The 12,500-nt window shown below is 35.7% G+C and carries 15 protein-coding genes; 1 reads left to right on the top strand and 14 read right to left on the bottom strand.

Annotated features, from left to right (window positions below; translation table 11 throughout):
* Window positions 1-27 precede the first annotated feature (27 nt).
* From BM153_RS10540 to BM153_RS10475, 14 genes are all read right to left on the bottom strand, one after another.
* The gene (locus BM153_RS10540; protein ID WP_092873502.1) at window positions 28-1,698 is read right to left on the bottom strand and encodes an AMP-binding protein; all 1,671 of its coding nucleotides are present in this window, start codon (window positions 1,696-1,698) and stop codon (window positions 28-30) included.
* A gap of 23 nt (window positions 1,699-1,721) precedes the next feature.
* Complete coding sequence (gene accA / locus BM153_RS10535) at window positions 1,722-2,495, bottom strand: acetyl-CoA carboxylase carboxyl transferase subunit alpha (RefSeq protein ID WP_092873500.1); 774 nt, start codon at window positions 2,493-2,495, stop codon at window positions 1,722-1,724.
* Window positions 2,496-2,497: 2 nt separating this feature from the next.
* Window positions 2,498-3,343: an acetyl-CoA carboxylase carboxyltransferase subunit beta gene (locus BM153_RS10530; RefSeq protein WP_092873498.1), complete on the bottom strand. Its 846-nt coding sequence runs from the start codon at window positions 3,341-3,343 to the stop codon at window positions 2,498-2,500.
* Window positions 3,344-3,345: 2 nt separating this feature from the next.
* Window positions 3,346-4,674 carry an acetyl-CoA carboxylase biotin carboxylase subunit gene (locus BM153_RS10525; RefSeq protein ID WP_092873496.1) on the bottom strand — a complete coding sequence of 443 codons (1,329 nt, stop codon included), beginning with the start codon at window positions 4,672-4,674 and terminating at the stop codon, window positions 3,346-3,348.
* A gap of 1 nt (window position 4,675) precedes the next feature.
* Complete coding sequence (gene fabZ, locus BM153_RS10520) at window positions 4,676-5,110, bottom strand: 3-hydroxyacyl-ACP dehydratase FabZ (protein WP_092873494.1); 435 nt, start codon at window positions 5,108-5,110, stop codon at window positions 4,676-4,678.
* A gap of 13 nt (window positions 5,111-5,123) precedes the next feature.
* The gene (locus tag BM153_RS10515; RefSeq protein WP_177205642.1) at window positions 5,124-5,534 is read right to left on the bottom strand and encodes an acetyl-CoA carboxylase biotin carboxyl carrier protein; all 411 of its coding nucleotides are present in this window, start codon (window positions 5,532-5,534) and stop codon (window positions 5,124-5,126) included.
* A 2-nt stretch (window positions 5,535-5,536) separates the two neighbouring features.
* Window positions 5,537-6,775, bottom strand: a complete 1,239-nt coding sequence (fabF, locus tag BM153_RS10510) for a beta-ketoacyl-ACP synthase II (RefSeq protein WP_092873488.1) — start codon at window positions 6,773-6,775, stop codon at window positions 5,537-5,539.
* On the bottom strand, window positions 6,768-7,508 hold the full coding sequence (gene fabG, locus BM153_RS10505; protein WP_092873485.1) for a 3-oxoacyl-[acyl-carrier-protein] reductase: 741 nt from the start codon (window positions 7,506-7,508) through the stop codon (window positions 6,768-6,770). Before fabG ends, fabF begins: the two co-directional genes overlap by 8 nt.
* Window positions 7,498-8,433, bottom strand: a complete 936-nt coding sequence (locus tag BM153_RS10500) for an ACP S-malonyltransferase (RefSeq protein ID WP_092873482.1) — start codon at window positions 8,431-8,433, stop codon at window positions 7,498-7,500. The genes fabG and BM153_RS10500 overlap by 11 nt, the downstream gene beginning before the upstream one ends.
* Window positions 8,434-8,442: 9 nt before the next feature.
* Window positions 8,443-9,375: an enoyl-[acyl-carrier-protein] reductase FabK gene (gene fabK, locus BM153_RS10495; RefSeq protein ID WP_092873479.1), complete on the bottom strand. Its 933-nt coding sequence runs from the start codon at window positions 9,373-9,375 to the stop codon at window positions 8,443-8,445.
* 14 nt (window positions 9,376-9,389) lie between these two features.
* Entirely contained in the window at window positions 9,390-9,626 is a 237-nt protein-coding gene (locus tag BM153_RS10490; RefSeq protein WP_092873477.1) for an acyl carrier protein, read from the bottom strand.
* A 253-nt stretch (window positions 9,627-9,879) separates the two neighbouring features.
* The gene (locus tag BM153_RS10485) at window positions 9,880-10,215 is read right to left on the bottom strand and encodes a hypothetical protein (protein ID WP_092873475.1); all 336 of its coding nucleotides are present in this window, start codon (window positions 10,213-10,215) and stop codon (window positions 9,880-9,882) included.
* A gap of 21 nt (window positions 10,216-10,236) precedes the next feature.
* Window positions 10,237-10,572: a hypothetical protein gene (locus tag BM153_RS10480; protein ID WP_092873473.1), complete on the bottom strand. Its 336-nt coding sequence runs from the start codon at window positions 10,570-10,572 to the stop codon at window positions 10,237-10,239.
* 25 nt (window positions 10,573-10,597) lie between these two features.
* A complete protein-coding gene (locus tag BM153_RS10475; RefSeq protein ID WP_092873471.1) occupies window positions 10,598-11,326 on the bottom strand; it encodes a polymorphic toxin type 35 domain-containing protein in 729 nt (242 codons plus the stop codon).
* Window positions 11,327-11,638: 312 nt separating this feature from the next.
* Here BM153_RS10475 and BM153_RS10470 point away from each other — a divergent pair, with 312 nt between their 5' ends.
* Complete coding sequence (locus BM153_RS10470; protein WP_092873469.1) at window positions 11,639-12,481, top strand: MerR family transcriptional regulator; 843 nt, start codon at window positions 11,639-11,641, stop codon at window positions 12,479-12,481.
* Window positions 12,482-12,500: the final 19 nt, after the last annotated feature.

Here is a 12,500-nt window from a genome sequence, read left to right as displayed (position 1 = left end):
TCTGTTAGTCATTGTATATATATAAATTTAATTTGTCAAGAGTTTTTTTTGAAAATTTTCATAATCCTTCATTCTTATTTTTGACCGGTTTATTTTTCCATTGTTTGTGTGGGGAAGGGCATCTAAAAATTCTATTTTCCGAGGATATTTATACAGGGCAATTCTCTCCTTTGTAAAATCCTGTAAGGTGTTTTTTAGGGCATTATCCCCTTTATAGCCTTCATTTAAGACAACGCTTGCCTTTACTATAAAGCCTCTTGATTTTGAAGGATAAGCAGTAATGGCACATTCAAATACCGCCGGATGGGTCATTAAAATGTCCTCTACTTCAGATGGGCCTATGCGATAGCCACTGGATTTTATAACATCATCATTTCGTCCCAGAAAATAAAAATATCCTTCTTCATCTTTTTTTGCCCGGTCTTTTGTATGATAAATACCGTTTTCCCAGACACTTTTATATTCTGTATCATCACCTAAATATCCTTTAAAAATACCAAGTTTATCACTTTCTTTTTGGGGAATGATTACTATTTCTCCTTCCTCATTATCTAACACTTCTTGCCCCTCTTCATCCACTAATTTTATGTTATAAAGAGGATTGATTTTTCCTATGGAACCTTCCTTTCCTTCTTCTCCCACAGGAGTGCAAATTTGAAGAGCCGTCTCTGTTTGTCCAAAGCCTTCTCTTATCTTTAAGCCGGTTATTTCCTCAAATTTAAGGGAAATTTCCTTTGGCATAGCCTCCCCTGCGGTAGTAACCTGTCTTAGATTGCTTAAATCATACTTTTTTATATCTTCCAAAAGGAGATATTTATAAATAGTAGGGGGGGCACAAAATGTATTTATTTTTTCTTCTTCCAATAATTTAAGCATGTCTGTGGCATAAAACTGCTCATAATCATATACCATTATACTGGCTCCCAAAAACCACTGACCGTAAAGCTTTCCCCAGGCAGACTTTGCCCAGCCGGAATCTGCCACCGTAAGATGCAAATCGCCATCTTTCATACCATGCCAGTTTTTTGCTGTATAAATATGGGCAAGAGGGTAGGAATAATCATGAATAACAGCCTTTGGGTCTCCATTTGTTCCAGAGGTAAAATAATAAAGCATATCATCTTTTACATTTGTTAAAACCCTTGTAAAATTCTCATCTGCCTGATTAAATAATTCCTCATAAGAAAGCATACCCTGGTATTTTTCTCCCACAACTATAGGTTTTATATCAATACCTTTGGTTGCTTCTTCAACTTTCTTACAAATATGCTCGCTGTTTACGCAAATTATTGCCTTGGCCTTAGAAACCTTAATTCTTTCCGATATATCCTTGGCAGATACCATATGGGATGTAGGAATGGCAACAGCTCCTAATTTGTGAAGTGCCAGAATACAAATCCAAAACTCCACTCTTCTTTTAAGTAAAAGCAAAACAGAATCTTTTTTTTCTATTCCCAGTTTTTTTAGGACATTTGCCTCCTTGTCACTGTAGATTTTCAGGTCTTTAAATGTAAATCTTTTTTCTTCATTATCAGCACTTTTATGAATAAGGGCTGTTTTATCCGGAGATTCTTTTGCAAAACGATCTACTACATCATAGGCAAAATTGAAATTTTCTCCAAAATCTGTTTCAATTTTTACAATCTGCCCCTTATTATCTTTGATTTCTTTATAGTATTCTTCATATATTAAAGACATTTTTTTCACCTTTTTTGTGTTATTTAATAACCCACTTTACGAAAACGCTCATATCGGGCTTTTATTAATTCTTTTGAAGATAAACTCATTAACTGCTTATATTCTTCTCTTAAAGCCGATAATAATTCCTTAAGTCTCTTTTTTTTGCAGATTTTATCGATTAATCCCATATCAGACAATTTATTTGCCGTAAGGCAAAGGGCACTTGCCGCCACATCTGCTTTTTTAGGATCCTTCCATAAAATATTGGCACAGCTTTCCGGAGATACCACGCTAAAATAAGCATCCTCCATCATCCAGATTCTGTCACTGTGACAAAGAGCCAAAGCACCTCCACTTCCCCCTTCTCCAATTACTATGGATATAATAGGAACTTTTAAATCTGACATTTCTGCCAGATTCACGGCAATAGCTCTACCCTGACCTCTTTCTTCTGCATCAACTCCGCAATAAGCTCCGGCGGTATCCACAAAACAAAGCACAGGGCGATTGAATTTTTCTGCCTGTTTCATTAACCGAAGTGCTTTTCTGTAACCTTCAGGATGAGCACTTCCAAAATTATGTAAAATTCTTTCCTCTATGGTTTTTCCTTTTTCGATTCCAATTACTGTTAGGGGCATATCTAAAAGATAGCCGATTCCTCCAATTATAGCCTTGTCATCTCCATAGTATCTGTCTCCATGAAATTCCATAAAATCAGTAATCAGGGCATATATATAATCCTTTGCGGTAAATCTTTTTTCGCTTCTTGCAGATAAAACAATATCAAAATCGCTCTTATTTTTTATAATGCTCATTTTTAAAAGCCTCCATTATTTTCATGGATTTTTAGAATTTTTCCTATATATTCTTTTTGGTTTTTTCTGGATACAATTGCGTCAATAAATCCACACTCCAAAACCCTGTCTGCCAGCTGAAAATTCTCCGGCAAGGACTGATTTAAGCTTTTTTCAATAACTCTGGGGCCGGCAAAACCTACTCTTGCTTTTGGTTCAGCCAGGGTAATATCTCCAAGCATGGCAAAGCTTGCATCTACTCCTCCCGTAGTAGGATTTGTAAGAAGAACAATGTATAAATTCCCATCATTTCCATGAGCCTTAACTGCTCCTGAAACCTTGGACATTTGTAGTAAAGATATCATTCCCTCCTGCATTCTGGCTCCTCCTGATACTGTGATTCCCAGTACCGGCAAGTGTTTTCTGGTGGCATATTCAAATAATCTTGTGATTTTTTCTCCAACTATTGCCCCCATAGACCCCATCATAAAATTTCCATCCATGGAAAAAATGCAAAGTCTGTGACCGTTTATGGTAGCTACACCACAAATTACCCCTTCTTTTTCTCTGCTTTTTATTTTGGAAGCTTCAAGTTTTTCTTCATATTCCGGAAAGTTAAGGATGTTTATGGATTCCAAATCCTTATCCATTTCAACGAAGCTTTTTTTGTCAGTCAGCATCAAAATACGCCTTCTGGCCCTTATTGGGAAATAATGACCGCATTTTGGACATACATAATTTCCATCCCGTATTTTGGAAACTGATATTTTCTTTTGACATTTTTTACAGGTAATTGTCCTGCTTTTGACTTTTTTCTCACTGTTTTCCAGTTCATTATTTGCCTTTATAAAAAAATTCTTTAATTCCATTTTTACAAAACCTTTTTACAGATATCAGTATTATAATTTCCCAGGATAAATTCCTCGTTCTCCAATAATTTCATGTGGAGGCTTCTATTATGTAGCACTCCCACAAGAACAAGCTCTGACAGGGCACTTTTCATTTTTCTTATTGCTCCTTCTCTGGTGCTTGAACAAACCACCATTTTTCCAAGCATGGAGTCATAAAAAGGTGGTACTTCATAATCCTTAAAAACTGCAGTATCAAAGCGTACATCCATACCTCCCGGCATATGAAAAATATCAATTTTTCCACAGCTTGGTGTAAAATCCTCAGGGTTTTCCGCACAGATTCTACATTCTATGGCATGTCTGTTTTCCACCATTATATCTTCATTAAAGGGAAGTTTTACACCTGCCGCAGTTCTTATCTGCCATTTTACAATATCTACCTGACTTACCATTTCCGTAACAGCATGCTCAACCTGTAATCTTGTATTCATTTCCATAAAATAATATTCTTCATCTTTTACAAGAAATTCCACAGTTCCCACCGTTACATAACCTACTTTTTTAGCCAGTTTTTTTCCGGCATCATAGATTTTTTCTCTTAATTGTCTTGAAATGGAAGGCGCCGGGCATTCTTCTATAAGTTTTTGATTTTTTCTTTGAACCGAACAGTCCCTATCCCCCAAAACCACTACATTTGAGTAGGCATCAGCAAGAATCTGGACTTCCACATGTTTTCCATGTTCTATAAACTTTTCCATAAATACCCTGTCATCTCCAAAGGCATTTTGGGCTTCAAGTCTTACCTGGCAGAAATTTATTTCCATCTCGTTTTCATTTCTTACAACTCTTATTCCCTTGCCGCCGCCACCGGCTATTGCCTTTAAAATAACCGGATATCCAATGCTTTTTGCCATATTTAAAGCTTCTTCAAGGTCATTTAACAAATCACTTCCTAAAGCTTGTGGTATGCCACAAGAAATTGCTGTTTTTCTTGCAAGATCCTTTTGACCCATTTTTTCTATTACCTGCCAGGAAGGACCAATAAAAACAATCCCCTCTCTTTCACACTCTCTGGCAAACTCCGGATTTTCGGAAAGCATGCCGTAACCTGGATGTATTGCCTTGACATTGGTGTTTTTAGCCAGAGTAATAATTGCATTTATATTTAAATAACTTTCCTTTAAAACCGGGCCTCCTATGCAATAACTTTCATCAGCCAAATCCACATGAAGAGAGTTTTTATCTGCTGTAGAATAGATTGCTACAGTTTCTATCCCCATTTCCTTGCAGGCTCTTATTATTCTGACTGCTACCTCGCCACGATTGGCAATAAGAATTTTAGAAAACATGCTATTCTCCTTCCTGATTCTTAACAATGGCAAAGGAAAATTCGCCGCTCATACACACTTTTTTATCCACGCTTACCTCTCCGTGAAGTTTGTACATAGGATGACATTTTCTTAAAACTTTTGTATCTATCTGAATTAAATCTCCCGGTTTAATCATTGAGCGAAAGCGTACCTTGTCAAGGCCCGTATACACCGGTATTACCCCTTTTTCCTTCATTACATCCTTAAAAATAATACAGGCTGACTGAGCCATCATCTCACATTGTATAACCCCTGGAACAATAGGATTATCCGGAAAATGTCCCTGTAAAAAATACTCGTCTCCCTTTACTTTATAAAATCCTCTTGAACTGCCATCCTCATTAAGATAAACCTCATCTACTAAAAGCATAGGTTCTCTATGGGGCAGTATTTTCTTTATTTCTTCTTTATCCATGATAATTCCTCGTTTATTTAATTATAAAAAGAGGCTGGTCGAATTCTACAAGACTTCCGTCCTCCACTAAGACTTCAGCGATAATTCCGTCTTTTTTTGCCCTTACCTCATTCATCATTTTCATTGCTTCAATGCTGCATAAAACATCGCCTTTTGCCACAATGTCACCTACATTTTTAATGTTTCCCTTGCCGTCTCCCAAGTAAAAAATGCCTAAAAGTGGGGATTTTACAGCATTTTCTTCCTTAGTTTCCGACAGATTTTCCCGAATCACCGGTATTTTTTCAATATTTTCTTTTTCCTCATTTTTTTTAAAAGGTATCCCATCCCTTTTTAATGTTAATTTAAGGCCTTCTTCTTCTACCTGTAATTCAGTAAGATTCATTTTTTCAAATAAACTTGCATATTCCTGTAAAGTACTCATGTTTAATTCTCCCCTTTCCTTAAGGCAATGCATGCATTATGACCTCCAAATCCCAAAGAAGTACTTATGGCAAAGTCTATATCCGCCTTTTTTGCTGTATTTGGTGTATAATCCAAATCACATTCAGGGTCTTTTTCAAGATAATTAATGGTAGGAGGAATCATTCCCTCTTCCAAAGCCAATACAGAAGCTATAGCCTCAACTGCTCCTGTAGCCCCCATCATATGCCCTGTCATGGATTTTGTGGAACTGATGTGAAGGTCATAGGCTTTTTCCTTAAACACTGCCTTTAAAGCCTTTGTTTCCATTGCATCATTTAAATGTGTACCGGTTCCGTGAGCATTGACATAAACTTTTGATGCATCACTAATTCCTGCTTTACTTACAACATTTGAAATAGCCCTTATTGCTCCTAAAGCTTCCGGATCCGGTGCAGTAATATGATAAGCATCTGCTGTATTTTCATAAGCTACCACTTCAGCAAGAATTTTTGCCCCTCTTTTTTGAGCATGCTCATATTCTTCTAGCATTAATATACCGGCTCCCTCTCCCATTACAAAACCATTTCTTCTTTTATCAAAAGGTAAACTTCCTTCCTTTGGATTTTCGCTTAAGTTTAAAGCCTGACAATTAATAAATCCAGCCATTGCCAGCTCATTTATGGAAGCCTCACTTCCTCCTGCTAATATGGCATCTGCGTATCCGTGTTTTATTGCTCTATAGGCTTCACCTATGGCATGAGTAGAGGTGGCACAGGCTGTAACTATAGGAAGTGTAGGACCTTGTGCCTTAAATCTTATGGAGACCGCACCGCTTGCCATATTTCCAATCATCATAGGAACAAAAAAAGGAGAAACCATTTCCGGTCCCTTACTTTCTAGTCTTTTTGCCTGTTGTAATGTGGTATTTATTCCTCCGATTCCGGAACCTATATATACACCAAAACGTTTAAAATCAAGGTTTTCCTCCATTATTTTGCTATTTTCAACTGCCTGATAGGATGCTGCCATGGCATATTGCATAAAAAGGTCGGATCTTCTTATTTCCTGCATGGAGTCATAGTATTTTTTGGGCTCAAAATCCTTTACTTCAGCATCTAAATGAACTTTTATAGAAGAGGCATCAAAACGGCTTATTTTATCAATTCCGCATTTTCCCTTCATTATGCTGTCTTTAAAGCTTTCAATATCATTTCCCACAGGAGAAACAACTCCCATTCCTGTAACAACTACTCTATACATACATGCCTCCGTCTACTTTAATCACTTCACCGCTTATATATCCTGAATCATCACTTGCTAAAAAAACTGCCAGTTTTGCCACATCCTCCGGCTCTCCCAGTCTTTTTAAAATGATGGAATTTTCTATTTTTTTCTTTATGTCATCTGAAAGAACTTCTGTCATTTCAGTTTTAATATATCCCGGTGCAATGGCATTACAACGAATGTTTCTTTTTCCATATTCTTTTGCTATTGCTTTTGTTAGACCTGTTACACCGGCTTTTGAAGCTGCATAATTGCTTTGTCCCGCATTTCCCATAAGACCTACCACAGAGCTGATATTAATAATATTTCCCTGTTTTTGCTTCATAAATACCTTTAAAAATGCGGAACTTACATACATACAGCCCTTTAAATTAATATCTATCACATCATTAATTTCATCATCAGTCATTGCAATCAAAAGATTGTCTTTTGTTATTCCTGCATTATTTACCAGAATATCTATCCTTTTATGTTCATTAATAATGTCCTTTGAAACCTTCTCTACCATATCCCTTTTACTTACATCACAGGCATGAAAGGTCACTTTTTTTGAAATATCTGATAATTCCTTTACAAAATCCTTGGTATCCTGACTTTCCTTTGTAGCTATCAAAGCCAGATTTGCGCCTTTTTTTGCCATTTCAAGAGCAATGGCTTTTCCGATTCCTCTTGTTCCACCTGTAATTACCGCCACTTTATCATCTAACATTTTCTCTAATCTCCTTCACTGACTTTAGTAAACTTTCCATGTCAGAAACATTGTAAATCCGGGCATTTTTTACTGTTCTTTTCACAAAAGAGGATAAAGTTTTCCCCGGACCACATTCAATAAATGTATCCACTCCCTCTTTTTCCATATTTTTTAGGCTTTCCTCCCATAGGACGCTACTTGATATCTGAGAACTTAAAAGATTTATAATTTCACTTTTTTCCCCTGGATAAGGTTTTGCAGTTTTATTGGAATAAAGAGGAATCTGGCTTTTTGAAATTATATAGGAACCACTTTCTAATTCTTTTAAAAGCCCTTCCTTTGCATTATTCATATAAGGTGTATGAAAAGGACCTCCCACAGGAAGTAACATGGATCTTATACCGGATTCTTCAAGCTTTTCTTTAAAATTACTAATTCTTTCTTCTTTTCCTGATACCACAATCTGTCCGGGACAGTTAAAATTAACCGGGAAAACTTCAAATTGTTCACACATTTTTATCAGCTCATTCTTATCCATTTTTAAAACAGCCAGCATAACACCTTTATTTTTTTCTGCGGCCTCCTGCATAAGCTTGGCCCTTTTACAAACCAGGCTAAAGGCATCTTTTTTACTCATTATCCCGGCTACCACCAGACCTACTACCTCACCAAGAGAAAAACCTCCACAAGCCTGAGGCTTTATATTATTTTTTTCAAGGGCTATACAGGCACCTAAATCTGCTAAAAATAATGCAGGCTGGGTATTCTTTGTGATTTTAAGTTCCTCAGGGTCTCCTTCAAACATTATTTTTTTAATTCCCGGTTTAATTTTTTCAGCTACTTCATAAAAATCTCTGACTTCTTGGTATTCGTCATAGAAATCCTTTCCCATTCCCGGATACTGACTGCCCTGTCCAGGGCATAAAAATGCGATTTTTCCCATAATTTCTCCTTAATTTATTCCAAGCAAGGTATAAGCATCTTTACAAATACCCCTTACAATATCCTCACAACTGTCTTCACTTTTTACAAGTCCTGCAATCTGTCCACACATAAAAGAACCTTTTTTTACATCTCCTTCTTTAGCCGCAAGATATAAGGCTCTTTTTCCAAAGCCTTCCAGCTCTTCATTAGAAGTATTTAAATCCATTTCTTTTTGATAAAAGGTTCTTGTCATATTGTTTTTTAAGGCACGAACAGGATGTCCCAAACGTTTTCCCGTAACTATGGTGTCTCTATCCTTTGCTTTAAGCACCTTTTCTTTGTAATTTTCATGGACTCTACATTCTTTTGCAGTTAAAAAGCGTGTTCCCATCTGAACTGCTTTTGCCCCTAAGATAAAGGAAGCTGCCATTCCCCTTCCGTCAGCTATTCCTCCTGCTGCGATAACCGGAATATTTACTGCATCACAAACCTGGGGAAGAAGAGCCATTGTAGTGGTTTCTCCCACATGACCTCCGGATTCACAACCTTCTGCCACCAGGGCAACAGCTCCCATTTCCTCTGCCATTTTTGCAAAGGTAACACTTGCCACCACGCATATTACCTTTACTCCGGCATTTCTTAACTTTTCCATATACTTTGAAGGATTTCCGGCACCTGTCGTAACTACCTTTACTCCTTCTTCACAAACCACCCTAACGGCTTCTTCTATAAAGGGGCTCATTAACATTAAATTTACACCAAAGGGCTTATTGGTTAGTTTTTCAGCCTTTTTTATTTCTTCTCTTAAACTTTCGCCATCTAAATTCATGGCAGCTATTATGCCAAGTCCTCCGGAATTTGAAACGGCAGCTGCCAGATAAGCATCAGCCACCCATGCCATTCCTCCTTGAATAACGGGATATTTAATACCCAGTAAGTTGCATACCGGATTTTCCTGCATGGTTTTTCCTCCTTTTAATTCTGGCTTTCGATTAATTCTACAAGCTTTTCTACATTTGTTATTTCCTGAGAAAGCTCAAATTTACAGTCTAATTCATCCTGTATCTGCATTGCCAGTTCCATAATGTCTAAAGAATCTAATCCGTAATCATTAAAATTTGCTGAAGGTGATATTTCGCTTTCTTCTTTGTCAAGATATTCTGCTATAATCCTTACAATATTGTCCTTAATATTTTCTTTTACATTTGTCATAATTTTGTCCTTCTTTCTGAAAAATTTTTATCTATATGGCAAGGATATACCTGGGACTTACCCCCAAGTCAATAGTATTATTTTACTTTTTTCGATAAAATTTCTTGATTTTTATGGGATTCTTGTTAGAATGTTGGGTATGACTCCCATGTTTTTTAAGATAAAAAAAGACAGACACTTTTTTTCGTAACTGTCCAAATCTTATTTTTAGTTCATCCCTATCCATACAAGGAATATTTCATCTACAATATAATTATAATTTTTTCGAAAGCTCCTCAAGCCATTTTACATAGAGTTTTTTTTCATCAAGTTTTATGGCTTCCTTGGCAAATCTTAAAGAAAAATCCTTATAGTAAAGTGGCTTTAAGCAGGTGAAAGTATAATTTGAAAGCAGATAAGAAAAATAAGCTGCAACTTCTAGCTTTCCTTCTTCTTTATAGTGATAATAGTGAAATAATAGTATAAAATAAATATTTTGCTCATCAAATTTATTTGCGTTATCATGCAAATCCTTTAAAATATCCGGATTAAGATTAGAAATTTCTTCTTCCGGAATGATTATATCATTATACTGAAAATATTTTTCCATTTATAAGTACCTCATTAAAAATTAATTACCCTCGTAAACATAATCCAGCCACTCTTTATATTCTTTTTTATTAACCATCTCACAGGCTTCTTTGGCATGTTTTAAGGCGATTTCATAACAAAAAGGTGTAGTAAACAAAATAAAAAAATAATAAGAAATCAAATAGGATAAATATGCCGCTTCAACAATCAACTTCTGTTCTTTATACCAATAATAATTGTGAAACAAAGCAAAGGAAATATTTGCATCAGTTGAAAAATCCTCTTCATCGTACAAATCGGATAATTCCTCCACTGTAATATTCGTAACAAGTTCTCTGGGAATAATTGAGGTTTCAGATAAAAGATATTTTTTCATTTTATTCCATTTCCTTCTTTCATTATTATTTGCACCATGCTGTACTTATAGCTTTTACAAGTCCATTCGCATCTTTAATAAATCTTACCACAACTGTTTTACCTTTGTATATGTAAGTCCGTATGTATACGCTGTTTTTTTCATGAGTTTCTTTTCCTTTTTTCATTACAGTCAACAAAATCGGATATATATCATTCCATTTAGGATTCTTTTTGAATTTATTCCAATTATGTTTTGATGCCATTATGTGATGAATTTTATTTTGATTAACATTATCTAATGCTTTTTTTGAGGATTTTTCAAAAGCAAGTTTTATCTGCCAATGTTTTATCTTATTATAAAGCCATGTTCCAAATTTCACTATTACTTTACCAATTATTATTACACCCACAGTTGTAATAACAATTTTACCAATTCCTGGAATATACCATGTTCCAGCAGTCCATAAAGCTAGTTCAGAAGGACTAATAGCACCAGCAGCACCTCCAATATTCCCCTTACTTCCAACTATGCAATTACCGGAAGTACTTATTTCTTTTGAATTATCTAGCAAATTTGAAAATTCACTAATGGAATATATTTTTCCATTTACAGATATTCCAGTGTCTAAAATAATTATATCAGCGGTATTATTTAATGATTCTGCTAATAAATCAGATGCTGAGTTAAGATCAGATGCGTTGGCACCTAGTATTGAATTTGTTAATACTATAAAGCATAACATAAAAGAAATAATTTTTTTAAATTTTTTCATATAAAATCTCCTCGTAATTTTTTTCGCCAACACATTATAAAAAAAAATACTTTTGTCAATAGCACATATGAGAATTATTTTTCTTGATTTTTATGGGATTCTTGTTAGAATGTTGGGGAGTACCCCCATGTTTTTTGAACGCAGCGTAAGCAATCCCCCGCTTCAAAAGCGTAAGCTTTAAGCGGGGGTATAAGCTTACTAGTGTCAGAAGGGGTTAAAGCCCCTTCTGACAGGTGGCACAAAGTGCCACTGCGTTCATGAGGAAGTAGCGAAGCGGATTCCGAATGTCCGCTTTACGAAAGGATTAATGAAATGTCGGATAATTATTCCAATGAAAAATCAGAATATTCTCTTTTGGTTTCAGACTTTGCAAAATTATGTAATACCACAAGGGATACTCTTCGTTATTATTACAATCAGGGGCTTTTATTACCCTGGAAAAACCCTAAAAACGGTTATCATTATTACTCTGCCTCCCAGATTAGCTCATTTTTCTTTATTAATACCATGCGCCAGTCCGGGTGTTCCATTGCAGAGATTAAAAGCCTGATTTACGGATTACCAAGAAAAGAAATAGAAGTTTTGGCAGAGGAAAAAATTGCAAATATGGAAAAAGAGGCTCTTCTTATGAGAAAAAAGATAGCCTCCATGCGTCTTGGAATGTGGATTTTAAAAAGATACAACACCCATAAACCTAATGTGGCTTTTCTTGGGGAAATTCCCCAAATGGCCTATAGCATAACCCCCGTTTCCAATCCCAGATATGCCTACCATGCTGCCGATATAGCTAATGATATTTCTACCCACTTATCAAAAGCCCACAACGATATTGATTTGCCCCTTTTTCCTGCCGGTGTCAGCATTTCCTATGAGGATTTAATAAATAAAAACTATGTATACTCCAATGTGGTTTCCCTGTCACTTTTAGAGGCTAAAGAGGAAAAGACTTTTCCTGTTCCTTCAACTAAGGCTGTCCTTAGCTATACATACCAAAATACAGACAATATTGAAAAAACCTATAAAAAAATGCTTTCTTACATAAAAAAGAACAGGCTTAAACCTGTTTCCGATTTGTTTTCAATAAGTTTAATTAATCTTTATGATGAAAGAGAAAACCATACTTATTTCAAATATCTGTTTATATGTGTTGAATAGTATTTTTGATTAAAAGAAA

The organism is Acetitomaculum ruminis DSM 5522, assembly GCF_900112085.1.
GTDB lineage: Bacteria > Bacillota > Clostridia > Lachnospirales > Lachnospiraceae > Acetitomaculum > Acetitomaculum ruminis.
The sequence above is the reverse complement of the archived record's forward strand: the minus strand, read 5'-3'. Positions and strand labels throughout refer to the sequence as shown.

Bases quoted from the DNA above. Each gene is read 5' to 3' on its own strand.
- BM153_RS10490 (WP_092873477.1), bottom strand. From the start codon at position 9,626: ATGACAAATGTAAAAGAAAATATTAAGGACAATATTGTAAGGATTATA.
- fabZ (WP_092873494.1), bottom strand. From the start codon at position 5,110: ATGGATAAAGAAGAAATAAAGAAAATACTGCCCCATAGAGAACCTATG.
- BM153_RS10475 (WP_092873471.1), bottom strand. From the start codon at position 11,326: ATGAAAAAATTTAAAAAAATTATTTCTTTTATGTTATGCTTTATAGTA.
- BM153_RS10530 (WP_092873498.1), bottom strand. From the start codon at position 3,343: ATGGAATTAAAGAATTTTTTTATAAAGGCAAATAATGAACTGGAAAAC.
- BM153_RS10500 (WP_092873482.1), bottom strand. From the start codon at position 8,433: ATGGGAAAAATCGCATTTTTATGCCCTGGACAGGGCAGTCAGTATCCG.
- BM153_RS10525 (WP_092873496.1), bottom strand. From the start codon at position 4,674: ATGTTTTCTAAAATTCTTATTGCCAATCGTGGCGAGGTAGCAGTCAGA.
- BM153_RS10540 (WP_092873502.1), bottom strand. From the start codon at position 1,698: ATGTCTTTAATATATGAAGAATACTATAAAGAAATCAAAGATAATAAG.
- fabG (WP_092873485.1), bottom strand. From the start codon at position 7,508: ATGTTAGATGATAAAGTGGCGGTAATTACAGGTGGAACAAGAGGAATC.
- fabK (WP_092873479.1), bottom strand. From the start codon at position 9,375: ATGCAGGAAAATCCGGTATGCAACTTACTGGGTATTAAATATCCCGTT.
- accA (WP_092873500.1), bottom strand. From the start codon at position 2,495: ATGAGCATTATAAAAAATAAGAGCGATTTTGATATTGTTTTATCTGCA.
- BM153_RS10470 (WP_092873469.1), top strand. From the start codon at position 11,639: ATGTCGGATAATTATTCCAATGAAAAATCAGAATATTCTCTTTTGGTT.
- BM153_RS10515 (WP_177205642.1), bottom strand. From the start codon at position 5,534: ATGAGTACTTTACAGGAATATGCAAGTTTATTTGAAAAAATGAATCTT.
- fabF (WP_092873488.1), bottom strand. From the start codon at position 6,775: ATGTATAGAGTAGTTGTTACAGGAATGGGAGTTGTTTCTCCTGTGGGA.
- BM153_RS10480 (WP_092873473.1), bottom strand. From the start codon at position 10,572: ATGAAAAAATATCTTTTATCTGAAACCTCAATTATTCCCAGAGAACTT.
- BM153_RS10485 (WP_092873475.1), bottom strand. From the start codon at position 10,215: ATGGAAAAATATTTTCAGTATAATGATATAATCATTCCGGAAGAAGAA.